The organism is Amycolatopsis sp. NBC_00438 (assembly GCF_036026695.1).
In the GTDB taxonomy this organism is placed as follows: domain Bacteria; phylum Actinomycetota; class Actinomycetes; order Mycobacteriales; family Pseudonocardiaceae; genus Amycolatopsis.
In genome coordinates this window covers 3,750,156-3,773,248 of the sequence record NZ_CP107923.1, presented here as the reverse complement: position 1 = coordinate 3,773,248, position 23,093 = coordinate 3,750,156, and the positions used below count along the sequence as shown (strand labels likewise).

General features: G+C 72.5%; 21 protein-coding genes and 1 pseudogene. 14 read left to right on the top strand and 8 right to left on the bottom strand.

What is annotated here, in order from left to right; all coding sequences use genetic code 11:
* Positions 1 to 211 precede the first annotated feature (211 nt).
* Entirely contained in the window at positions 212 to 451 is a 240-nt protein-coding gene (locus OG494_RS16795) for a hypothetical protein (RefSeq protein WP_328456708.1), read from the bottom strand.
* Positions 452 to 627: 176 nt separating this feature from the next.
* Here OG494_RS16795 and OG494_RS16790 point away from each other — a divergent pair, with 176 nt between their 5' ends.
* The 3 genes from OG494_RS16790 (at position 628) to OG494_RS16780 (ending at position 3,419) form a co-directional block, all read left to right on the top strand.
* Complete coding sequence (locus OG494_RS16790) at positions 628 to 939, top strand: hypothetical protein (protein WP_328456706.1); 312 nt, start codon at positions 628 to 630, stop codon at positions 937 to 939.
* Between the two features lie 98 nt (positions 940 to 1,037).
* The gene (locus OG494_RS16785; protein ID WP_328456704.1) at positions 1,038 to 2,537 is read left to right on the top strand and encodes a CehA/McbA family metallohydrolase; all 1,500 of its coding nucleotides are present in this window, start codon (positions 1,038 to 1,040) and stop codon (positions 2,535 to 2,537) included.
* Positions 2,538 to 2,624: 87 nt separating this feature from the next.
* Positions 2,625 to 3,419: a hypothetical protein gene (locus OG494_RS16780; RefSeq protein WP_442874419.1), complete on the top strand. Its 795-nt coding sequence runs from the start codon at positions 2,625 to 2,627 to the stop codon at positions 3,417 to 3,419.
* A gap of 114 nt (positions 3,420 to 3,533) precedes the next feature.
* Here the strand turns inward: OG494_RS16780 and OG494_RS16775 are convergent, their stop codons facing one another.
* Genes OG494_RS16775 through OG494_RS16765 form a run of 3 tightly spaced genes read right to left on the bottom strand, consistent with a single transcriptional unit; the run spans position 3,534 to position 6,242 of the window.
* On the bottom strand, positions 3,534 to 4,559 hold the full coding sequence (locus OG494_RS16775; protein ID WP_328456702.1) for an NAD(P)-dependent alcohol dehydrogenase: 1,026 nt from the start codon (positions 4,557 to 4,559) through the stop codon (positions 3,534 to 3,536).
* A complete protein-coding gene (locus OG494_RS16770) occupies positions 4,556 to 5,227 on the bottom strand; it encodes an iron-sulfur cluster assembly protein (protein ID WP_328456700.1) in 672 nt (223 codons plus the stop codon). Before OG494_RS16770 ends, OG494_RS16775 begins: the two co-directional genes overlap by 4 nt.
* A 1-nt stretch (position 5,228) precedes the next feature.
* Complete coding sequence (locus tag OG494_RS16765; RefSeq protein ID WP_328456698.1) at positions 5,229 to 6,242, bottom strand: amidohydrolase family protein; 1,014 nt, start codon at positions 6,240 to 6,242, stop codon at positions 5,229 to 5,231.
* 174 nt (positions 6,243 to 6,416) lie between these two features.
* On the opposite strand from OG494_RS16765, the gene OG494_RS16760 reads away from it, so the two are divergent.
* Both OG494_RS16760 and OG494_RS16755 read left to right on the top strand, forming a co-directional pair.
* Positions 6,417 to 7,886 (top strand): helix-turn-helix domain-containing protein, encoded by a 1,470-nt coding sequence (locus OG494_RS16760; protein WP_328456696.1) that lies wholly within the window; start codon positions 6,417 to 6,419, stop codon positions 7,884 to 7,886.
* Between the two features lie 136 nt (positions 7,887 to 8,022).
* Positions 8,023 to 8,769 (top strand): annotated as a pseudogene (locus tag OG494_RS16755) (IS5 family transposase); the annotation flags it as partial.
* A gap of 9 nt (positions 8,770 to 8,778) precedes the next feature.
* On the opposite strand, the gene OG494_RS16750 reads toward OG494_RS16755, so the two are convergent.
* On the bottom strand, positions 8,779 to 10,134 hold the full coding sequence (locus OG494_RS16750; RefSeq protein ID WP_328456694.1) for an MFS transporter: 1,356 nt from the start codon (positions 10,132 to 10,134) through the stop codon (positions 8,779 to 8,781).
* A gap of 81 nt (positions 10,135 to 10,215) precedes the next feature.
* Here OG494_RS16750 and pdxR point away from each other — a divergent pair, with 81 nt between their 5' ends.
* Positions 10,216 to 11,625, top strand: coding sequence for a MocR-like pyridoxine biosynthesis transcription factor PdxR (pdxR, locus tag OG494_RS16745; RefSeq protein ID WP_328456692.1), 1,410 nt, complete (start codon positions 10,216 to 10,218; stop codon positions 11,623 to 11,625).
* A gap of 15 nt (positions 11,626 to 11,640) precedes the next feature.
* On the opposite strand, the gene OG494_RS16740 is transcribed toward pdxR, so the two are convergent.
* Both OG494_RS16740 and OG494_RS16735 read right to left on the bottom strand, forming a co-directional pair.
* A complete protein-coding gene (locus tag OG494_RS16740; RefSeq protein ID WP_328456690.1) occupies positions 11,641 to 13,056 on the bottom strand; it encodes an MFS transporter in 1,416 nt (471 codons plus the stop codon).
* Positions 13,057 to 13,136: 80 nt separating this feature from the next.
* Positions 13,137 to 13,610, bottom strand: a complete 474-nt coding sequence (locus OG494_RS16735; RefSeq protein ID WP_328456688.1) for an SRPBCC family protein — start codon at positions 13,608 to 13,610, stop codon at positions 13,137 to 13,139.
* Between the two features lie 194 nt (positions 13,611 to 13,804).
* Between OG494_RS16735 and OG494_RS16730 the strand changes: the two genes are divergently transcribed.
* A complete protein-coding gene (locus OG494_RS16730) occupies positions 13,805 to 14,317 on the top strand; it encodes a bifunctional nuclease family protein (protein WP_328456686.1) in 513 nt (170 codons plus the stop codon).
* A gap of 3 nt (positions 14,318 to 14,320) precedes the next feature.
* Here OG494_RS16730 and OG494_RS16725 read toward each other — a convergent pair whose 3' ends face one another.
* On the bottom strand, positions 14,321 to 15,304 hold the full coding sequence (locus OG494_RS16725; protein ID WP_328456684.1) for a LysR family transcriptional regulator: 984 nt from the start codon (positions 15,302 to 15,304) through the stop codon (positions 14,321 to 14,323).
* Positions 15,305 to 15,399: 95 nt separating this feature from the next.
* Here OG494_RS16725 and OG494_RS16720 point away from each other — a divergent pair, with 95 nt between their 5' ends.
* The 7 genes from OG494_RS16720 (at position 15,400) to OG494_RS16685 (ending at position 23,024) form a co-directional block, all read left to right on the top strand.
* On the top strand, positions 15,400 to 16,809 hold the full coding sequence (locus OG494_RS16720; protein WP_328456682.1) for an aminopeptidase P family protein: 1,410 nt from the start codon (positions 15,400 to 15,402) through the stop codon (positions 16,807 to 16,809).
* 71 nt (positions 16,810 to 16,880) lie between these two features.
* The gene (locus OG494_RS16715) at positions 16,881 to 17,486 is read left to right on the top strand and encodes a helix-turn-helix domain-containing protein (RefSeq protein WP_328456680.1); all 606 of its coding nucleotides are present in this window, start codon (positions 16,881 to 16,883) and stop codon (positions 17,484 to 17,486) included.
* A 50-nt stretch (positions 17,487 to 17,536) separates the two neighbouring features.
* Entirely contained in the window at positions 17,537 to 18,703 is a 1,167-nt protein-coding gene (locus tag OG494_RS16710; RefSeq protein ID WP_328456678.1) for an NAD(P)/FAD-dependent oxidoreductase, read from the top strand.
* Entirely contained in the window at positions 18,700 to 19,002 is a 303-nt protein-coding gene (locus tag OG494_RS16705; protein ID WP_328456676.1) for a (2Fe-2S)-binding protein, read from the top strand. Before OG494_RS16710 ends, OG494_RS16705 begins: the two co-directional genes overlap by 4 nt.
* Positions 18,999 to 21,125 (top strand): FAD-dependent oxidoreductase, encoded by a 2,127-nt coding sequence (locus OG494_RS48370; RefSeq protein ID WP_442874418.1) that lies wholly within the window; start codon positions 18,999 to 19,001, stop codon positions 21,123 to 21,125. Before OG494_RS16705 ends, OG494_RS48370 begins: the two co-directional genes overlap by 4 nt.
* Complete coding sequence (locus OG494_RS16690; RefSeq protein WP_328456674.1) at positions 21,112 to 22,023, top strand: dihydrodipicolinate synthase family protein; 912 nt, start codon at positions 21,112 to 21,114, stop codon at positions 22,021 to 22,023. Before OG494_RS48370 ends, OG494_RS16690 begins: the two co-directional genes overlap by 14 nt.
* Positions 22,023 to 23,024, top strand: coding sequence for a proline racemase family protein (locus tag OG494_RS16685; protein WP_328456672.1), 1,002 nt, complete (start codon positions 22,023 to 22,025; stop codon positions 23,022 to 23,024). Before OG494_RS16690 ends, OG494_RS16685 begins: the two co-directional genes overlap by 1 nt.
* The last annotated feature ends 69 nt before the right edge of the window (positions 23,025 to 23,093 follow it).

Below are 23,093 nucleotides of genomic sequence, written 5' to 3'. Positions count from 1 at the left end.
GCGTCGCCTGCACCTGCCTACACCCTGGTCGATCACGACCGGGTGGGCCAATGTCCGGCATGGCGCATGCCGGAGGCGATGCTTTGTGGGAACCCGACAAAAAGCGACCCGCGCCACACTGCACGGCGCCGGATTCTCGCGAGGTCTGCCACAAAGCACAGGGGAACCCTACGCCGGGCGTGACTAGGAAAACATCTGGTTGCCCGCGCGGTCAGGACGCCAGCAGGACGTCCGACTCCAGCACCTGGCCGAGCTCGCGGCGTTCGGCCTCCGACAACGGCACAGCGGCGACGCTGCACCGCCCGTCCGGCCCGGGCGCGGTGGTGATCGCGAGAACGGGCTTCCCGTCGACCTCCCGCAGGGTGACGCGGCCGCCGCACGCGAGGTCCACGGAGACCCCCGGCCGGTCGTGCTGCCGGCCCAGCCAGCGGCTGACGAAGTCGAAGGTCATGGCGTCCTCCCTCGGTGCGGGCGTTCTCCCCGAGCACAGGTGTCGGGGGTCAATGCCCCGGATACACCGGGTTCACACCCCGGCCGGCCGGAATTTCTCGTGCCGGGCCGAAAAGAGCCGCCGGGTCCGCCATGGATGAGGTGTGGTGCTCCGGCCGCCACGGTCATGATGGCCGGATGAAACTCGGGCAGCTGGCCGCCGCCGCGCGGGACGTTTTCGCCGCGAAGCTCGTCTACGGCGAACCGGTCGAGCGGGACGGGACCGTCGTCGTCCCGGCCGCCGCGGTGTTCGGGGGCGGGGGCGGCGGGGACGCGGACACGCTGCCGCTGCGGGAGGGCGCCGGGTTCGGAGTCCTCGCGCGGCCCGTCGGGGCGTTCGTCCTGCGCGACGGCAGTGTGAAGTGGGTGCCGGCCCTCGACGTCACGCGGCTCGGGCTCGCCGCGGCCGTCACCGCCGTCGCGCTCGCGAAGATCCTCGCCAAGCGCTGACGCGCAACCGGCACCGCTCGCCGAAAGTTCACCGGCGGTTCTTGTCCGGGTTCGCGTTGCTGACCTAGCGTCGGGCCGTCACTGATGCGGAGGTCGGCATGGATGTCAGCAGGCGAACGGTGCTCCGCGCGAGCGGGCTGGCCGCGGCCGCGGGGCTGCTCCCCGGCGTCGCGTTCGCGGAGCAGCCGGGCAGCACCGGCACCCAGACCCGGACCGTCACCGGCACCTTCGCGCCCGACATCCCGGACTGGTACTACCTGCCCGTCGACGTCCCGCGCGGCGTCCGGCAGATCGACGTCGCCTACTCCTACGACAAACCCCAGGTGCCCGCCGGCACCCGCGGGAACGCCTGTGACATCGGCATGTTCGGCCCCGAGGGGCACGAGCTGGGCAACACCCGGGGCTTCCGGGGCTGGTCCGGCGGCTTCCGCGACCGGTTCTCGATCAGCGCGTCCGAGGCGACGCCGGGCTACCTCGCCGGGCCGGTCGAGCCCGGCCGGTGGCACGTCGTCCTCGGCCCGTACACCGTCGCGCCGCAGGGCCTGGACTACCGCGTCGAAATCACGCTCACCTTCGGCCCGGACGGCGCGCCGTTCAAGCCGAACCCGGCGCCGGAGACCGCGCCCGCCCGCGAGAGGGGCCGCGCCTGGTACCGCGGTGACGGCCACCTCCACACCGTGCACTCCGACGGCCGCCGCACGCCGGAGCAGCTGGTCGCCGACGCGCGCGCCGCGGGCCTGGACTTCATCGTCTCGACCGACCACAACACGTCCAGCTCGCAGCTGCAGTGGGGCGAGCACGCCACCGACGACCTGCTGATCCTCAACGGCGAAGAGGTGACGACGCGGTCGGGGCACTGGCCGGCGATCGGCCTGCCTGCCGGCACCTGGATCGACTGGCGCTACCGCGCGGCCGACGCGGCGGATTTCCGCCGGTTCACCGACCAGGTGCACCGCGCGGGCGGCCTGGTCACCGCCGCGCACCCGTTCGCCAACTGCTTCGGCTGCACGTACGAGTTCGCCTACGAGATCGCCGACCTCGTCGAGGTGTGGAACGGGCCGTGGACCCAGGACGACGAAGCGAGCGTCATCCACTGGGACGGCCTGCTGCGCGGCGGCCGGTTCATCCCGGCGATCGGCGACTCGGACGCGCACAACCCGGACCAGACGGTCGCGCTGCCGCACACCGTCGTCCACGCCGATCGCTTGCGCCGCAAGGAACTCCTGGCCGGGCTGAAGGCCGGCCGGTCGTGGCTGGCCGAGTCGGCGGCGGTCCGGCTCGACTTCACGGTCTCCGGTGGCGGGCGCACGGCCGGCATCGGCGAGCGGCTCCCCGCCGGGACCGGGACGCCGGTGACGGTGCGCGCGGTCGTCGGCGGGGTGCCGGGGACCACGGTGACGTTCCTCGACCAGCTGGGCCCGGAGCATGTCGAGTCCGTCGGCGACGCCGGGGTGGCGACCGTCACGTGGACCACCTACCCGCGCTACAGCCGCTGGGTGCGCGTCGAGGTCCGGCGGCCCTCGGGCGGCCCGAACACGACCTCGCCCAACGCGATGGTCGCGATGTCGAACCCGATCTTCCTCGGTACCGGCCACTGAACCCCGGCCCGCGCCCCGCGTCTTCCGAGAGGGCAGACTGGTGCGAACGGGTGATGGGGAGGCAGTGTGCGTGGATGTGGCCTGAAGGTGGCCATCTTCCTGGGGGCGGTCGTCGTGCTGACGGCGGGGATCGTGGTCGTGGCGGTGCTCGTGCGCAGCCCGGTCCGGTCGCCCGGGTGCACCGTGACGCCGCCCGGGGACGGCGGCGGGGCCTTCACATTCACCCCGGAGCAGATGAACAGCGCCGCGACGATCTCGGCCGTCGGGACGAAGCTGGGCCTGCCCGCCCACGCGGCGACGGTCGCGCTGGCCACGGCGTTGCAGGAGTCGAAGCTGCAGAACCTCGAGGGCGGTGACCGCGACTCGGTCGGGCTGTTCCAGCAGCGGCCCAGCCAGGGCTGGGGCACGGTCGCCCAGCTGCGTGACCCGGTCTACGCGTCGACGGCGTTCTACGAGAAGCTCGAGAAGCTGCCGGGCTGGGAGACGATGCCGATCACCGAGGCGGCCCAGGCCATCCAGCGCTCGGGCGCCCCGGACGCGTACGCGCAGTGGGAGACGCAGGCCCGAGGCATGGCGGCGGCCTTCAACGGCCAGTGGCCGGCCGCCCTGACCTGCCGCAACCTGACCCTGGCGCCGCCCGCGGACATCGCGGCATCGGCGACGGCGGAGCTGGGCACGTCCCGGTTGAGCGGAGCGCACCCGCCGGCCCAGGGCTGGACGTACGCGAACTGGCTGGTCGGCCGCGCGGAGGCGCTGGGCGTCGACAAGGTGAGCTTCGCCGGCCAGACGTGGACGGCGGAGTCCGGAGCCTGGGCCCAGGACACCGCCGCCGGCCCGGACCTCTCCCTGCACCAGGCCCCGGCGGCCCAGCCCAGTCAGTAACCCTCACTTTCGCCATGAAAGTGACGTAGGAACGGCTGTAGTCGTCACTTTCGCTATGAAAGTGATCCGGAGTTCCCGCTCCGGAGGGCACCTTCGGGTGAAAGTGGGCCTGGGTTAGGGGACCAGGATCGCGCGGCCGCGGATGCGGCCCGCGTCCAGGTCGTCCAGCGCGCTCTGGAAGTCGTCCAGGGCGTAGCGCGCCGTGTGGAGCTTCACCCGGCCCTGTGCCGCCAGCACCATCAGTTCGCACAGGTCGTTGTACGAACCCACCAGGTTGCCGATCAGGTTGATCTCCGTCGAGATGACGTCGATCGTCGGGACGTCGATGTTCTCGCCGTAACCCACCACGTGGTAGTCGCCCGCCCGGCGCAGCATCGCGATGCCCTCCGTCGTCGCGCCGCCTTCGCCGACGAAGTCGATCACCGTCTCCGCGCCGTGGCCGCCCGTGAGGTCGAGGACTTCGCTCACCTGGGCGCCGCTTGCGACCACACCGTGGTCGGCGCCGATCGAGACCGCCAGCTTGACCGCGTCCGGGTTGCGGTCCACCACGATCAGCTCCGCCGCCGAGATCGCCTTGAGCACCTGGATGCCGATGTGCCCGAGCCCGCCCGCGCCGATGACGACGCACTTGTCGCCCGGACGCAGGCGCCGCGCCGCCTTGGCCGCCGCGTGGTACGCCGTCAGGCCGGCGTCCGCCAGGGCCGCGACGTCCGCCGGCTCCAGCGCGTCGTCGATCTTCACCACGCTGCGCGCCGACGTCTTGAGGTACTCCGCGTAGCCGCCCGCGGTGTCGATGCCCGGGAACAACGACTGTGCACAGTGGACGTCGTCGCCGAAGCGGCACGCCCGGCACAGCCCGCACGTGATCAGCGGGTGCACGATCACCTTGTCACCCTCGGCGACGTTCGTCACCGCACTGCCGACGGCGTGCACCCAGCCCGCGTTCTCGTGGCCGATCGTGTAGGGCAGGGTGACGCCGGACTTCTCCTGCCACTGCCCTTCCAGGATGTGCAGGTCCGTGCGGCAGACGCCGGCGCCGCCGATCCGCACGACGACGTCGTACGGGCCGGTGGCCTCGGGTTCGGGAACGTCGGTGAGCCGCAACGGCGCGTGATAGCCGACGACCTGGACCGCTTTCATGAAGCCTCCACTGTGGATTCCGGGTACCGGGTACGGAGCAGGCCGCGGCAGAAGTGCGCGTTGCCCTCGATGGAAATGCGGACCGATCGCGCGAACCGCAGCCGCAGCGGGATCTCCTCGCGCGGGAACGGCGTCCCGTGCTCGTCGACCAGGACCGGCGCCGACGGGTCGAGGGAAAGCCCGAGCGCCTCGCGACGACGCAAGAGGGCCTCGGAAGACGGCGCCGAAGGCAGGTCCGCGAGCGTCACCGCGTGCAGGTCGACGTGCTCGTCCGCACGCACGAGCACCGTCAGCGCACGCTCCATCGCCGCCTGGTGCGCCTTGCGCCGGAACGTCTGCCGCAGCTCTTCGAGATCTTCTTCGGCCTCGTGGCCGAACGTGCCGCGGTAGCCCGCGTCCGCCGCGAGACCGCGGTTGATCAGGTCCGAGTCGTGGTGGTCGTCGAGCATGACCACGACTTCGTCCGTCCACGGCAACGCCGTCAGCACGTCCTTCGCGTCCGACGCCATGAGGTAGGCGAAGTTCGGCGCGCAGAACGACGTCGGGAGTCGCAAGTGGACGGTCACCCGGCCGCCGTCGACGTCGAGTGATTTCACGAAGCCGAGGTCCGTGATGGGCTCGTCGAGCTCCGGGTCGAGAACCGCGTCCAGCGCGGTGTGGGCGTCCACCTCACGCCACCGAAACGGCCTGGGTCTCGACGGGCGCGAGCTGCAGCTCCGCAGGCACCGGGATGTCGTACATCGCGGCCGCGTTGAGCCCGAGGATCTTCTTCTTCTGCGCCACCGTCAGCGGCGCGTACTCGGGCAGGTCCTCCGGGATCTGGAAGTCGACGAACCGCTCGACCAGCCAGCGAGGCGTCCAGATCGCGTAGTCGCTGGAGAACTGGATGCGGTCTTCGTCCAGCCAGTACAGCAGCTCACCGATGATCTGCGCGAAGTACTTGGGCCGGGTGTGGATGAACGGCATCGCCACCGCGAGCCCCGCGTGCACGTTCGGTTCCTGCGTGGCGATCCAGCAGAAGTCCTCCAGCCGCGGCAGCCCGCAGTGTTCCACGACGAAGTTCAGGTCGGTGAAGTCGGTGGCCGCGTGGTCGACGTCGGCGACGTCGAAGGCGTCGCGATCCAGGGGCCGGATCGTCGGTCCCTTGTGGACGTGGATGTTCTTGACGCCCAGTTCCTGACAGGCTTCCAGGTACTTGTACGTCCACGGATCGTTCAGCTTGTAACCGCGCGAATCACCCTGCCACTCGGCGGTGTAGAGCTTGACGCCCTTGAGACCGAAGCGCTCGGCGTCACGCCGGAACCGGTCGAGGCCCGCTTGTTCCAGCCGCGGGTCGAAGTTGTGGTTGTAGGTGAGTTTGCCCGGGTGCTTCCGCGTCAGCGCGAACGCTTCTTCGGTCTGGCCGAAGCCGGTGTTGTAGAACGCGCCGAGGTGGGCGGGCTGGAAGATCGCGTGGTCGACGTAGCCGTCCTCGAACAAGTCCTTCACCAGCCGCTCGCCGCCCTGGTAGAGGTACTCCTCGTACGGCCACACCTCGGACTCTGGGCTGAGGTTGCGGTGGTAGTCGTAGAAGCAGTCGATGAACTGCTTGCCGTGGATGTTGCGCTGGTTCTCCGGGCGCGCGTCCCAGAGCGCCACGTGGGCGTCCACGATGAAATACGTCTCGCCGTCCTTGCTGTACATGTGCGTCCTCCGCGTTCGTGTCCGCCATTGGCACGTGCTGGCGACGGTAGGCACGTCGAGCCTGGTCAGGGACCCACCCGGTGTCTCGATATGAGACAGGCGAGCGCTGCCGCGGTGCGGTCCGCGGACGTAGCCTGGGGGAGTCGGCGCAGCGGCGCGCCCCGGGAGGTCGAGGTGGAGAACCCGCAGGTGCACGTCACGCGGTCGTTCGACGTGCGCGGGGCGGCCGCCATCGCGCCGCGGCTGCGGGCGTCCTGGCAGCGCAGCGAGCGCTACGGCGTGCCCGAGGACGAGGTCCTGCCCGTGTTCTCCGGCGCGGTCGACACCGGTTCGCTGCTCTACGAATGCGGCACGGAGGTGCTGCGGGGCCTGCAGGCGACCCTGGCCAACGAGCCGATCAGCCTGATGATCACCGACAGCGAAGGCCTGGTGCTGAGCCGGCTGTGCACGGACGCGTCGATCAACCGCTCGCTCGACAAGGTGCACCTGGCGCCCGGCTTCTACTTCGCCGAGAGCAACGCGGGCACGAACGGCCTCGGCCTGGCGCTCGCCGACCGGGCGCCGTCGCTGGTGCGCGCCGGCGAGCACTACTGCACCGACCTGCGCGGGTACACCTGCGCGGCGGTGCCGGTGCTGGACCCGATCACCGGCACGCTCGCCGGGAGCGTCAACCTGACGACCTGGTCGGAGCAGTCGTCCGAACTGCTGCTCGCCCTCGCCCAGGCCGCGGCCGGCAACACCGCGGCGCTGATGCTGGCCCGCGCGTCCGGCCGGACCGCCCACCCGACCCCGCGCGGCGAGGTGTTCCGCGTCTACGCCGACCGCGTCGACCCCGGCGACCTGCCGCGCCTCTCCTCCGCGTGGACCACCGCGGTCGCCGAGACGCGGGCGGCGCTGGCGGCCGGCCGGGTGGTGGCGGTAGTCGGCGAACCGGGAGCGGGCAAGACTGCGCTGGCCTCGCTAGCGCACCGGGAGCTGCGGCCCCGCGACCGCGTGCTCAACGCGCGCCCGCCCGCACCCGACGACGCCGATACGTGGCTGACGCTCTGGACGCCCGAACTGACCAAGGACGACACGTGCGTCATCGTGTCGGGGGTGGACGCCCTGCCCGCGTGGGCGGCGTGGGAGCTGGCGCCGCTGTTCACCGAGGCGCGGCAACGGGGTGGGCCGGTCCCGTTCGTGCTCACCGCGAAGGACGGCGCGCTGTGCGCGGCGCTGAGCCCGCTGGTCGACCGGGTCGTCGAGGTGCCGGCCCTGCGGTTCCGCCCCGACGACGTCCTCCCGCTGGCCCACCACTTCGCCCGCCGGGACCGCGGCCGCGACGTCACGTTCACGTCCGCGGCGTCGCGCGCGCTGATGGCCTACGACTGGCCGGAGAACGTGAAGCAGCTTCGCCGTGTGATGCGCGAAGCCGCCGCGCGATCGGACGTCATCGACACCCAGCACCTGCCGGCCGAGGTGTTCACCGGCGTCGGGCACCGGCTGAGCCGGCTGCAGGCCCTGGAACGCGACGAGATCGTGCGGTGCCTGTCCGAGCCGGGGGCGACGGTGGTGCACGCCGCCGCGCGGCTCGGCATGGGCCGCGCGACGCTCTACCGCAAGATGGCGCAGTACGGGCTCAACGCGCGTCAGCTGAAGTCTTAGAGGCTGTTCCTGAACCTGTGGTCGTGGCGGGTGTCGTGACACATGAAACAGGTGGGCTCCTGGTAGGAGGGAGGTTGCGAAGCCAAACCCAGCTACCAGGAGCCCAGCCCTAGTGTGCCTTGCCGATCAGGCGTGTATGTCATCGGTCTCGCCCCGCCGACGCCGCTACCCCTCCGACTGCACCGAAGCCGAATGGGCGCTGCTGCTCCCGTTGCTGCCCCGCCGCGCAGACTGGCGCGGCGGCCGGGAAGGTGTCGGAGGACGGCCGGAGAAACACTGCCGCCGGACCGTCATCGACGCCATCCGGTACCTGGTCAAAGAAGGCATCACCTGGCGAGCCCTGCCCGCCGATTTCCCACCCTGGTCCACCGTCTACAAATACTTCCAACGCTGGGCAGACCTGCTCGCGGTCGACGACCTGCACGACGCGCTGCGCGACCGGGTCCGGATGACCGACGGCCGCCCACCCTGGCCGACCGCGGCGATCATCGACTCGCAATCAGTCAAGGCCGCCGAAACCGTCGGGCAGACCAGCCGCGGCTACGACGCGGGAAAAAGGATCAACGGCCGGAAACGGCACATCGCCGTCGACGTCCTCGGGATGCTGCTCGCAGTCGTGGTCACCGACGCCTCGGTCCAGGACCGTGACGCCGCCCGCCCGCTGCTGCGGCTATTGGGCAACCTGTTCGACCACATCAGCCTGGTCTGGGCTGATGGCGGCTACGCCGGGGCGTTGCTGCCCTGGGCCCGCCAGACTCTCGCTTTGACTGTCCGGATCGTCAAACGGACCGATAAGACACCCGGGTTTGTGGTGGTGGCGCACCGGTGGAAGGTCGAGCGGACCCTGGCCTGGATCACCCGCCACCGGCGCACCGTCCGGGACTACGAACGTCTACCCGGCACCCACGAAGCCATCATCAAGTGGGCCATGATCACCACCATGACCCGCAAACTCACCCGCCACGACCCCGCCAACATCCACCAACGGCGCCACCCCTCCAGCCCATCCCGACTGGTTTAGGAACAGCCTCTTAGTGTTTTTCCGGGCCCAGCGCACCGCCGGGCCCATCGCAAAGCCCGCGGCCAGGAACACGCCGCCCATCAGCAGCCAGCCGGGCAGGCCCCAGCCGAGGACGACCGTGCTCAGCAGCACCGGGCCGATCGCGCGCGCCACCGACGTCCCGGTGCCGAAGAAGCCCTGGTACTGGCCCTGCTTGTCGGCCGGCGCGAGCGCGAAGCCGATCTCCCAGGAGCCCGCCGACTGCAGCATCTCGCCGAGCACCTGTACCAGCGCGCCGGCGACCAGCACCGCGAACGCGACCCACGGCGACGTGCCCAGCGCCGAGAGCGCGAAGGCGACGCAGGAGGCGAACAGCAGCACCCCGGACCGGCGGACCATCCGCGCCGCCGAGCCGATGCTCGCCAGCCGGCCGGCCACGCGGACCTGCAGCACCACCACGACGACCGTGTTGAGCACGAACAGCGCGGACACCGTCCAGCCCGGCGCGGCGGTGCGTTCCACGATCCACAGCGGGATCGCGACGCTCAGCAACGGCATGCGCAGCAACAGGATCGCGTTCAGCAGCGTCACGACGGCGTAGGGCCGGTCGCGCAGCACGGCCAGTTTCGGCTCGCCGGTTTCGGGGAGCGCTGACGGCGCCACGGTCGGGAGTGCGAAGAGCAGTGCCGCGGTGACCAGGAAACTCACGGCGTCGAGCGCGAAGACTGTCAGGTACGCCGACGCCGTGTCGGCCGACAGCGCGAGCCCGCCCAGCCCGGCGCCGACGGCGAGACCGGCGTTGCCCGCGGACTGCAGCTGCGCCCGGATGCGCGTCCGGTGTTGCGGGTCGGCGAGCGCGGCCAGCAGTGCCTGGCGGGCGGCGGCGAGGCCGGTCTGGCAGCTGCCGTAGAGGCAGGCGGCCAGGACGAACAGCAGCGGCGAGCGGACGACCAGGAAGGCGAGGATCGACACGCTCGTCGCCAGGGCCAGCAGCACCGCGGAGCCGCGGGCGCCGTGGCGGTCGGCGAGGTGGCCGAGCGGGACGCCCGCGACCGAGCCGACGGCCCAGCCGAGCGTGAGGCCGAGCCCGACCTGGGCCGGGCTCAGGCCGACGATCCGCGTGAAGAACAGGACCGAGCAGGTCAGGAACGCGCCGTCGCCGAGCGAGCCGGCCAGCTGGGCGGCCGCGAGCAGCCGTCCGGGTGCGGCCTTCGGGGCCTTCGCGGGGCGTTCCAGAGTCACCGTCATGAGAGCTACGTTAGGGCCCGGGTTGGCCCGATCCCAGATCCAATTATGGCCTTGTGCACTGGGCCAATATAGGGTCGCCGGATGGACTTCCACGTCAGCCTGGCGGGGCGTGGCGACCTCAGCGTCCGGATCTACCGGCAGCTGCGCGACGCCATCCTCGACGGCCGGCTGCGCGAGGGCGAGCGACTGCCGCCGACGCGCGAGCTGGCGCGGCGGCTGGCCGTCTCGCGCAACACCGTCGCGGTGGCCTACGACCGGCTGACCGCCGACGGTTTCCTCGCCGGGCGCGTCGGCGCCGGCACCTACGTCTGCGCGGAACTTCCCACGCGGGCCAAGTCGCGCAAGGCGCCTTCGGGAGCCGGTCCGCAGCCCAAGGCCGTGTGGCGGTCGCTGCCGCCGCCGGTCGCCCCGGTGGCGCGGGCGCCGGAGTACGACTTCCGCGTCGGCATCCCCGACGCCGCGCTGTTCCCGCTCGAGACGTGGCGCCGGCTGCTCGCGAGCGAGCTGCGGGACGCCGTCGGCTTCGCGCACTACGTCGACCCCGGCGGCTACGAGGGCCTGCGCGCGGCGATCGCCCGGCACGCCGGCGTCGCGCGTTCGGTGCGGGCCGACGCGGACGACGTCCTCGTGACGCAAGGCGCCCAGCAGGCGCTCGACCTGCTGTGCCGGGTGCTGCTCGAGCCGGGGGACCGGGTGGCGATCGAGGAACCCGGCTACCGGCTGGCGAAGCAGCTCTTCGCGTCCCACGGCGCCGAAGTCGTCGGAGTGCCGGTGGACGGCGAAGGCCTCGACGTCGCCGCGCTGCCCCCGCGGACGAAGCTGGTGTACGTCACGCCGTCGCACCAGTTCCCGCTCGGCACGCCGATGTCGCTGTCGCGGCGGACGGCGCTGCTCGCGTGGGCCGAGCGCGCGGACGCCGTGATCGTCGAGGACGACTACGACAGCGAGTTCCGGTTCTCCGACCGGCCCCTGGAGCCGTTGCAGAGCCTCGACCGCGACGGCCGGGTCGCCTACGTCGGGTCGTTCTCGAAGACGCTGCTTCCCATGCTGCGCCTGGGTTTCCTGGTCGCGCCGGCGTCATTGCGGGACGCGCTGCGCCACGCGCGTCAGCTCTCGGACTGGCACGGCGACCTGCCCGCGCAGGCCGCGCTGGCCCGGTTCATCGACGACGGCCTGTTCGCCCGCCACATCCGCCGCGCGACGAAGGTCTACGCCGAGCGGCACGAGCGCATCACGTCGACGCTGGAACGGGCGTTCGCCGGGCGCTTGCGGCTGGTCCCGTCGGCGGCGGGCCTGCACCTGTGCGCGCTGGCCGACGACGACCTCGAGCCCGTCGCGGCCCGCGCTTCCCTTGCCGGAGCGGAAGTCCAGACGCTCTCCGACCTGTGCGGCGGCTATCCCGGGCAGGGTCTGGTGCTGGGTTACGGTGCGATCCCCCTGGAAAGGATCGACGACGGGCTCGCGGTGTTGGACCGTGCCTGGCTCTCGTGAGTGTTCAGGGCGGTTCTAACCGCCCTGAACACTCACGACCGGTGCGGCAGGGCTGGGTGGTTCGACGTGGTGGTCGGTCCGGCGCCGCGCGGCGATGAGCAGGCCGCCTGCTGACGTGGCCACCGCGGTGGCGAGGATCAGGAGCCAGCCGTGGCGGAAGTCCGTCAGGTCCGGGGTGCCCGCGAAGAGGGCGACCAGTACCGCCAAGCCCAGGACGGTGCCGATCTGGCGGGTCGTGTTGACCATCGACGAGCCGGCGCCCCAGCGGGCCGCGGGCAGGACCGTGCCCACCACGCCGGACAGCGACGGCAGGATCAGGCCGACGCCGACGCCGGTCAGCAGCTGCCCGGGCAGCATCGCGCTCGCGTAATCGCGGGTGGAATCCATGCGCAGCAACCAGATCAGCACGCCGAGCCCGAACGAGACGCCGCCGAGCGCGACGATCGGGCCCGGGCCGAAGCGGTGCACGAACCGGCCGCCGAGGATCGACACCGGCACCACCATCAGCGGGCCCGGTGCCAGCGACAGCCCGGCGAGCAGCACCGAGTCGTGCCAGATCGACGTCAGGAACAGGACGTTGCCGAACAGCATCGCGGCGAACCCGGCGGCGAACACCCCGGTCGTCACGCAGGCGAGCCAAAGCGTCGGGACGCGCAGCGCGGGCAGGTCCAGCACCGGCACGGCGTGGCGCGCCGAGCGCAGCGGCACCCAGGCCAGCGCGACGGCGGCCACCACGAACGCGAGCACGACGGCCGGTGAGCCCCAGCCGTGGTCGGGCGCCTCCACCAGCGCGTAGGCCAGCGCCCCGACGCCGATCAGGAGCCCGGCCGCGCCGAGCAGGTCCGGGACGCCGGTGCCCGTGTCGCGGGACTCGCGCAGCACGCGCGGGCCGGCCAGCAGCGTCAGCGCGCAGATCGGCAGGTTCACCAGGAACACCCAGCGCCACGACGCCTCGACGAGCAGACCGCCGACCGGCGGGCCGAGCGCCGCGGCCGCCGCGCCCACCGACGCCCAGACGCCGACCGCCATCGGCCGCCGGTGCGCCGGGAACGCCGTCAGCAGCAGCGCCAGCGACGTCGGCATGACCAGGGCCGCGCCGATCGCCTGCACCGCGCGGAAGCCGATCAGCACAGGGATCGACGGCGCGATCGCGCACGCGGCCGAGGCGAGCGTGAAGACCGCGACGCCGATCAGGAACAGCCGCTTGCGCCCGTAGCGGTCCGCGAGCCGCCCGGCGGGCGCGAGGCACGCGGCGAACAAGACCGTGTAGCCGTTGAGCACCCAGGACAGCGTCGCGAGGTCGTCGCCCGGGAACGCGGCCCGGATGCCGGGGAAGGCGATGGTGACGATGAACGTGTCGAGGCTGGCCAGGAACGCCGCCGTCGAGACGACCAGCAGCACGAGTCCCGGCTTCGGCGCGATGTCCGTCATGACCCTCCTAGGTTTGAAAAAGCAACCTAGTCGGGACAGTGGGTTTCAACAAGAGACTGACCAGTTCGGAGCGACCTAGCTCACGCTGCCGCCCGCAACTCCGCCCGCGCCTTGAGGGCCGCGAGGGTGTGCTCGATCGACTCGACGTTGTACCCGGGCCGGTCGACGCGGCCGGTGACCTTCGGCCCCATGAACTTCCGCACGACCCAGCTGCCGATCCGGTACCAGTTCTCGGTGACGACGCAGCCGGTCGCGGTCGGCGTCAGCACGTACTCCCACCGGGAGACGCGCGAGCCGAGCGGCGTCCGGACGTCGAAGGCGAACCGGCGGTCCGGCTCGCAGGCGACCACCAGCACTCGCGTCCACCACTGCAGCTCGCCGTTGCGGTTGCGCCCGCGGAACCGCGCGCCCAGCGCCGGGCCGGTGCCGTCGAGCCAGCGGCCGCCGATGTTCTCCGGGCTCAGCTCACCCATCCGCGGCAGGTCGGTGACCCACGACCACACCGTGTTCGCGTCCACGGGCACATCGATGCTGCGCGAAATCGTCGGTTCCACACCCGTGACGGTGACAGTGGCCGGGGCCACCCGGCAAGGGGATCCGGCCGGGTCCGCAGCGCAGGAGAGCCGGTCGTTTCGGGTGGTCAGGCGCGGTAGGCCGAGCTGGTGAAAAAGTTGCGGCCGAAAGCAGGGTGTAAACGCGGACTTTCTGGGTACCTCGCGCGCGGAGGAGTCCTTATACGGAGGGTGCGGTGGTCAGCGTGATCCCGATCGAGGTCGTGGGGATGGCCGTTCCGGTCCCGGGGGAGGCCCCGCTGATGCTGCTCCGGGAATCGGACGGGGCTCGCCGCTGGCTCGCGATCATGATCGGGTACGGCGAGGCCGAGGCCCTGGTCCGGGCGCGCGAGCAGATCGAGCAGCCGCGGCCCGGCACGATCGAGCTGCTCGGCGACGTCCTCTCGGCGTTCGGCCAGGGGGTCGCGGCGGTCGAGCTGACCGAGGTGCGCGACGGCATCTTCTACGCCGACCTCGTGCTCGTGGACGGCACCCGCGTGTCGGCCCGGCCCAGCGACGCGGTCGCGCTCGGCCTGCGCCAGGGCGCGCCGATCCAGGTCGCCGAGGAGGTGCTCGACGTCGCGTCGGTGCAGCTCGAGGTCGAGCAGGAGGCCGAGCGCCCGGCGGCCGACGTGCTCGACACCGAAGCCGAGGTCGCGCGGTTCCGCACCGAGCTCGACGGGCTGCGGCCCGAGGACTTCGACCTCTGACGCTCAGCCGGCTTCGCCGAAGTAGCCGACCAGGCTGTCCCCGGCCTGCTCCTCCCGGCGCCGCGTCCACCACGACCGGAACGGGACCGACGCCATCGCGTGCCGGGTGTAGGACGTCATCGCCGCGCGGTAGACCCGCTCGGCCTGGTCCCAGGTGACACGTTCCTTGCGCCAGGCCAGCACGAGCCGCATGCGCATCGGGTCGTTCTTCAGGGGGCGCACGACCATGCCGGGCAGCTCGGGCGCGGTCGGCTCGACCAGCTCCACCGCGTGGCCGGCCGTGATCAGCTGACGGCCGCCGCCGTTCTGGCACTCGAAGCGGATCCGCGGGGTGAACCCGGCGCGGTGGGCCGCCGCGCGCAACGACGTCAGCGAGCCGTCTTCGGAGCCCGGCGGGCCGATCCAGGCCTCGTCCGCGAGATCGGCCAGGTCGATCTCGGTCTCCGCCGCCAGCCGGTGCCGCGCGGGCAGGCCGATGAAGACCGGGATCCAGGGGAGCAGCACGCGGTGGCCGAGGTGCTTGGCCAGCGGCACCTCCTGATCGTCCGACATGGCGATGACGGCGATGTCGAGGGTCGCGCGGGCCAGCGACCGGGCCAGCACCGCGCTCGACGGTTCCAAGTGGACGGTCACCTCGACGCCGGGAAGTGCGTCGTCCAGCCGCTCGACGAACGTCGGCAGACAGTCCATTTGGGACGATCCGAGCCGGAGCGGGCCGGTGCCGGTCGAGCCGAGCAGGTCGGCCTCGAACCGGTCGAAGTCCAGCAGCAGCACCCCAGCCCGGCGCAGCGTCTGCTCGCCGACCGGCGTCGGGGTGACGCCGGTGTGGCTGCGGACGAACAACGGCGTGCCGATCTGCCGCTCGAACCGCTGCAGCAGGGACGTCAGGGACGGCTGGGACACGCCCAGCGCGGCGGCCGCCCGCGACAGGCTGCCCGCCTCGGCGATGGCGCAGATCGCCCGCAGCTGCCGGATCTCCATGGCCATAGCCGGAGTCTATCGCCGCAGGCCATTACCGCCGGGCGTTCGCGGTGTGAGGCTGACTTCCCGACGCTGTCTTCGTCAAGGTGGAAGGGGAACCGATGACCGGCGACCGAACCCGGCCCGACCTGCGCGCACTGCTGGGTGCCAAGGGATTCCGGAACTGGATCCGCGACGGCTGGGAGCCCGCCGCGGACGTCGTCGAAGTGCCGGACGGCACCGCCGAGGCCGCCGCCGCGCACCGGGCCCGGCTGTCGGCGGAGCTGCCCGGGCAGCGGATCGCCCTCGCGGCCGGGCGCGCGGTGGTGCGCTCCAACGACACCTTCCACGGCTTCCGCGCCGACAGCGACTTCGTCTGGCTCACCGGTTGCCAGCGGGAGGGCGCGATCCTGGTGCTGACCCCGGCCGGCGACAGTCACCACGCGACGCTCTACGTCCCGCGCCCGGCCGAGCCGGACGAGACCGACTTCATCGGCGACGCCGACACCAGCCCGCTGTGGGTCGGCTCCGCGGCCACCCCGGCCGCGTACGCCCAGGCGCTGGGCCTCGAGTGCCGCCCGCTGGAGGACCTGCCGCACGGGTTGCGCGGCCGGCACCCGCAGGTGCTGGTCACCGCCGGCGTCGACCCGGTGCTCGACGCGTACGGCCAGGGCCACAGCGAGCGGCTGCGCACGGTCCTCGCGGAGCTGCGGCGGCTCAAGGACGACTGGGAGGTGGGCCAGCTGCGCGCTGCGGTCGACGCCACCGCGCGCGGGTTCGCCGACGTGCTCGCCGCTCTCCCGGAGGCGGTGCGCGGCGGCGGGGAACGCTGGCTGCAGGGCACCTTCGACCGCCGCGCCCGCACGGAGGGCACCGGCCCCGGGTACACGTCGATCGTCGCGGCCGGGCGGAACGCGCCGGTGCTGCACTGGACGCGCTGCGACGGGCCGGTGGCCGAGGACAGCGTCGTGCTGCTGGACGCGGGTGTGGAGCTGGATTCGCTCTACACGGCCGACATCACCCGCACCTTCCCGGTGTCCGGCGAGTTCACGCCGGCCCAGCGCGACGTCTACGGCCTGGTGCACGCGGCCCACCTCGCCGCGCTCGCCGAAGTCCGCGCGGGGAACGACTTCGCCGCGTTCCAGACGACCGCGCTGGGGGTGCTCGCGAGGGGGCTGCACGACTGGGGCCTGCTCCCGGTGTCGGTGGACGAGGCCCTGTCGCCGGCCGGGCAGCAGCACCGCCGGTACATCGTCTGCGGCACCGGCCACTTCCTCGGGCTGGACGTCCACGACTGCGCCGCCGCGAGCCCGGGTGCCTACCGGGCGGGGCCGCTGGCCGAGGGGATGGCGCTGGCCGTCGAGCCCGGCCTGTACTTCCACGCGGGCGACCTCACCGTGCCGCCGGAGCTGCGCGGGCTCGGCGTGCGCATCGAGGACGACGTCGTGGTCACGGCGACCGGGTACGAGCTGCTGTCCTCTTCGTTCCCCTCCACGGCGGCGGAGGTCGAGGCCTGGGTCCGCGTGGCATGATGACGTTCGATCGGTAAAGCGAACGATTCGCCGGGCCGATCGTACGGTTTGCCGAACGAAAGGGAGCTGCGGTGGAGGACGCGACGCCGTCGATCCGGGACATGCTGGCGGTCAACCTGCGGGCCGCCCGGACGGCCCGCGGGCTCTCGCTGTCGGAGCTGTCGCGCCGGTCGGGAATCGGGAAGGCCACGCTCTCGCAGCTGGAGTCGGGCGGCGGGAACCCGACGATCGAGACGGTGTTCAGCCTGTCCCGGGTGCTCGAGGTGGCCATCTCCGATCTGCTCGACCAGCGCGCGGGCGGGGCGCTCACGGTGGTGCGCGGGGCGGACGTCGAGGTGCTGCGCGGGGAGGGCGTCGACTTGCGCCCGCTGCGGCGGATCGACGCCGGCGACGGCGTCTTCGAGGTCTACGACCAGGTCGTGCGCGGGGACGCGCCGCAGCGGTCGCAGGGGCACGTCGGGATCGAGCACACCATCGTGCAGACCGGCAGCCTGCGTGTGGAGGTGGCCGGCCGGACGGTGGACGCCGGCCCCGGCGACTACGTCGCGTTCGACGCCCGCGAGCCGCACTGCTACACCGCGCTGGCGGCGCCGGTGCACTCGGTGCTGCTGCTGCAGTACCGCGCGGACGAACGGCTCGACGGCCGCCCGCACCCGGTGCTGCCGACCGGGCGTTGACACGGTCCGTTCGAGAACCTAGCGTTCGGTTTGACGAACGCGGAGGATCGATGAACGGAACGCGGGTGGTCGTACTCGGGGCCGGGGTCGTCGGTGCCGCGTGCGCCCGGGAGCTGAGCCTGGCCGGCTTCGACGTCGTGGTCGTGGACCGCGGGCGCCCGGCCGGCGGGACCACTTCGCACGGCGAAGGCAACGTGCTCGTCTCCGACAAGGCACCGGGCGCCGAACTCGCGCTCGCGCAGCTGTCGGGCCGGCTGTGGCCGCGCGTCATCGCTGCGATCGCGGCCGAGGACCCGCGGGCCGCGGCCGCGGCGGAGTTCGACGCCAAGGGCGGCATCGTCGTCGCCACCACGCCGGCCGGAGCAACCGCGCTCACGGCGTTCGCCGAGGCGCAGTCGGCGGCAGGCGTCGTCACGAAGTCGTTGTCCGCGGCCGAAGTCGCGGCGCTCGAGCCCGCGCTGACCCGCTCGGTCGTCGCGGCCGTCCACTACCCGGAGGACGCGCAGGTGCAGCCGGCCGGCGCGGCGCTGGCGCTGCTGGGCTCGGCGCTCGCGCACGGCGCGCGGCTGCGGCCGGACACCGAGGTGATCGGCGCGGTCGTGACCGGTGGCCGGATCACCGGCGTCCGCGTCCCGGGCGAGGTGCTCGACGCCGACGTCGTGGTGAACGCGGCGGGCCCGTGGGCGGGCATCGTGTCCGCGCGGCTCGGCGCCCCGATCGCGGTCCGGCCCCGGCGGGGCGAGGTGCTGGTGACCACGCCGATGCCGGGAGTGGTGCGGCACAAGGTGTACGACGCGGACTACGTCGGCGCGGTCGGGGCCGACAGCGGTGAGCTGCAGACGTCCGCCGTCGTCGAGTCGACGCGGGGCGGCACGGTGCTGATCGGCTCGTCCCGGCGGCAGGTCGGGTTCGACGACGCGCTCCGGCCGGACGTCCTGGGCGCGATCGCGGCCAAGGCGCTGCGCCTGTTCCCGGCGCTGGCGGACGCGGCGGTGATGCGCGCGTACGGCGGGTTCCGGCCGTACGTGGACGACCACCTGCCGGTGCTGGGCCCCGATCCGCGGCTGCCGAACCTGTGGCACGCGACGGGTCACGAAGGAGCGGGCATCGGCCTGAGCGTGGGGACGGCGTTGCTGGTGCGGGAGATGCTGACCGGAGTCTCTCCGTCGTGTCCGGTGGAAGAGTTCACTGTGGACCGTCCGGCGGTGCTGGCATGAGCTTGTTCGCGCGCGGAGCGGACCCGGTGGGCCGCACGGACACGCCGATCCGCGTCACGGTGGACGGCGAGCCCGTGGCGGGCATCGCGGGCCAGACCGTGGCGGGAATCCTGCTGGCGTCGGGCCGGTTGTCGTGGCGCACCACGCGGTTCGGCGCGCCACGCGGGGTGTTCTGCGGCATCGGTTCGTGCTTCGACTGCGTGCTGACGGTGAACGGAGTCCCGGACGTCCGCGCGTGCCGCCGCCGCGCGGCCGACGGCGACGAGATCCGCACCCAGACCCGGCAGGAGAAGTCATGACCCGCCACGTGGTCGTCATCGGCGCCGGTCCCGCGGGCCTGGCCGCAGCCGAACACGCGCTGCGCGCCGGCGCGGAAGTCACGGTCCTGGACCAGGCCGACGCGCCCGGTGGGCAGTACCACCGGATGCTGCCGGAGGCGTACGAAGCCCGGAACCCGGAGCGGATCCACCACGGCTGGGCCGATTTCGCCCGCCTGCGGCGGGTTTTGGAGCATCCGCGGTGCACGTGGTGGCCGAACAGCACGGTCTGGGCCCTGGACCACTCCGACGCGGGCACTTTCGCTGCCGGGCGGCCTGGTGTGGAATGCCTGGCTGGGGGTCGCCCTGGTGTGGACAGCGCTGGCGCGGACCACGTCGATGTGGGCCCCGTCGTCGCCGATCGGTCCGGCGTGGATCGAGTGGCTGCGGATCGCCCAGCTGCAGGCAGCCCAGCTGCAGACGGCTCCAGCGCGGATTGCCTGGCTGCGGATGGCCTGGCTGTGGATCGCTCCGGCACGGACCACTCCGGCGCGGGTACCTTCGCCGCGGATCGGCCCAGCGTGGACTGCCTGGCTGCGGACCGCTCAGCTGCGGACCGCCTGGCTGTGGATCGTCCCGGCGCAGGCCGCCCCGCCGCGGATCGCCCCGCCGCGGATCGCTCCGCTGCGGATCGCTCCGGCGTGGATCGCCTGGCTGGGGATCGTCCCGGCGCAGGCCGCCCCGCCGCAGACCGCTCTGCCGCAGACCGCTCTGCCGCAGACCGCTCTGCCGCGGATCGCTCCGCTGCGGATCGCTCCGGCGTGGATCGCCTGGCTGGGGATCGCCTGGCTGGGGATCGTCCCGGCGCAGGCCGCCCCGCTGCGGATCGTCCCGCCGCAGGCCGTCCCGCCGCAGGCCGCCCCGGCGCGGATCGCTTCGCTGCGGATCGCTCCGGCGTGGATCGCCTGGCTGCGGACCGCTCAGCTGCGGACCGCGTTGCCGCCGACCGTCCCGGGGCGGACCTCGCCGCCGCTGATCGGGCGCCTCGGGTTCATGTGCTTCGTGGTCCCGTCGATGGTTCCGGGCGGGAGCGGCACGTCCTCACCCCCGATGCGCTCGTCCTGGCCACCGGCGCGCACGACCGGACCCTGCCCTTCCCCGGCTGGCACCTCCCCGGCGTCTTCACCGCCGGTGCGGCGCAAGCACTGGCCAAAGGCGAGCGCGTCGCGATCGGGCGCCGGGTGCTCGTCGCCGGGAGCGGGCCGTTCCTGCTGCCCGTCGCCGAGTCCCTGCTGGGCGTCGGGGCCGAGGTGGTCGCGATCCTCGAGGCCAATCCGCCGGCGACTGTCCGCAACGGATGGTCCAGGCGGCCGTGGCGATTGGCTCGGCACCTGACCAAAGCCGCCGAACTCCTCCGTTACGCCGCCGCCCTCGCCCGGCATCGCGTGCCGTACTGCACGGGCCGCGCCGTCATCGAAGCCCGGGGGGACGATCGCGTCCGTGAGGTCGTGACCGCCCGGCTGAACCCGGACTGGTCGGTCATCCCCGGTACCGAACGGAGCTACCCGGTCGACGCCGTCTGCGTCGGGCACGGTTTCGTCCCACAGCTCGAACTCGCCGTGGCTGCGGGTTGTCTGCTCGACGACGGCTTCGTGCGCGTCGACCAGCAGCAGCGCACCACCGCCGCGGGGGTCTTCGCCGCCGGGGAGATCACCGGGATCGGCGGGGCGATCGCCGCCGCGGCGGAAGGGGCCGTCGCGGGACGGCTGGCCGCCGGGGGCGAGCCGGATCGGGGCCTGCGACGGGCCAGGGACCGCACCCGCGAGTTCGCCGAGCGGCTGGCCGAAGCCCATCCCGTCGGGGCCGCGTGGTCCGGGTGGCTGCGGCCCGGCACGATCGTCTGCCGTTGTGAGGAAACCACCGTCGCCGACCTGCAGCGGGCAGCGAGCGATCCGGTCCAGGCCGGTTCGCGGGCCCTGAAACTCGGCACCCGCGCCGGGCTCGGACCGTGTCAGGGCCGGATGTGCGGCCCGGCCGTCGCCGAACTCTGCGGCGGGACCGAACGCCACCACCGTCCGATCGCCCAGCCGATCCGGCTCGGCGAACTCGCCGAGCCCGAACCCGAGCCCGAACCCGAACCCGAGGAGTCCCATGAGCACCCGTGACCTCGGTGGCGTCATCGTCGCCACCGCGCTGCCCTACCGCCCCGACGACGCGGCCCCCGCCGGCCTCGCCGTCGACTACGACGCCTATGCCGAGCACTGCCGCTGGCTTGTCGCCAACGGCTGCCGTGGTGTCGGGCCGAACGGGTCCCTCGGCGAGTACTCCTCGCTCACCGACGTCGAACGCCGCCGCGTCGCCCGCACCGCGATCGAGGCCGTCGGCGACGACGGCGTCGTGGTCGTCGGCGTGCACGGACCCGGCGCGCACCAGGCCAAGCAGTGGGCCGAAGCCGCCGCCGAGGACGGGGCCGACGGTGTGTTGTGCCTGCCGCCCACGCTCTACCGCGCCAACCGCGGCGAAGTCATCGCCCACTTCGCGGCCGTCGCGTCGGTCGGGCTGCCCGTCATGGTCTACAACAACCCCTTCGACACCAAAGTGGACCTCACGCCCGATCTGCTCGCCGAGATCGCGCAGATCGACAACGTCGTGGCGGTCAAGGAGTTCTCCGGTGACGTCCGGCGCGTGCTGGAGATCCGCGAACGCGCCCCGGAGCTGGCTGTGGTCAGCGGCGCCGACGACGTCGTGCTGGAGAGCCTGCTGATGGGCGCCACCGGCTGGTTCGCCGGGTTCCCGAACGTCTTCCCGGCCGAGTCGGCGCGCCTGTTCGACCTCGCGACCGCCGGCAAGCTCGCCGAGGCGAAAGCGCTTTACGAGCCGCTGGTCGCCGCGTTCCGCTGGGACTCGCGCACCGAGTTCGTCCAGGCCATCAAGCTGGGCATGGACCTGGTCGGCCGGTACGGCGGCCCGTGCCGGCCGCCGCGCGGCCCGCTCACCGACGGGAACCGCGAGCAGGTCCGGGAAGACATGCACCGCGCGCTGACCGCGCTGGGCGTGGCGTGATGCGGTCCTCACGCGCGATCACCGCCGTCGACTCGCACACCGAGGGCATGCCGACGCGGGTGGTGACCGGCGGGGTCGCCGTCATCCCGGGCGACACGATGGCCGAACGCCGCCGGTACTTCCTGGCGCACCTGGACGACTTGCGGCTGTTCCTGATGAACGAGCCGCGTGGCCATTCCGCGATGAGCGGGGCGATCCTGCAGCCGCCGTGTCACCCGGACGCCGACTGGGGTGTCGTGTACATCGAGGTGTCCGGCTGCCTGCCGATGTGCGGCCACGGCACGATCGGCGTCGCCACCGTGCTGGTCGAGACGGGCATGGTCGAGGTCACCGAGCCGACGACGCTCGTGCGCCTCGACACCCCCGCCGGGCTGGTGCACGCCGAGGTCACCGTGCGCGACGGCCGCGCCGAGCGTGTCAAACTCCGCAACGTGCCGTCGTTCCTGGCCGAGCGCGACGCCGTCGTCGACGTGCCCGGTCTGGGGGAGGTGCGCTACGACCTGGCCTACGGCGGGAACTTCTACGCCATCCTCGAACTGTCCACACTGGACATCCCGTTCGAACGCCGGGAGAAGGACCGGATCCTGAACGCCGGGCTGTCCATCATGGGCGCGATCAACGAGCAGCGGCCGCCGAAGCACCCGGCCGACCCGCTGATCGGCGGCTGCAAGCACGTCCAGTTCCTCGCCCCGGGCTCCGACGCCCGGGCCTCGCGCAACGCCATGGCCATCCACCCAGGCTGGTTCGACCGGTCGCCGTGTGGCACCGGTACGTCGGCGCGGATGGCGCAGCTGCACGCCCGCGGCGAGCTGCCGCTGCACACGCCGTTCGAGAACAGCTCGTTCATCGGCACGACGTTCACCGGCGAACTGGTCGCCGAGACCACGGTCGGCGGTGTGCCCGCGGTGGTGCCGGAGTTCTCGGGCCGCGCGTGGATCACCGGCACCGCGACCTACCTGCTCGATCCGGCCGACCCGTTCCCGACGGGATTCATCCTGTGAGCTGACGTCCCGACCGTGAAGCTACAGGTGCTATATTCAGCCCTATAGCGTCTGTAGTGGAGGTGGGTA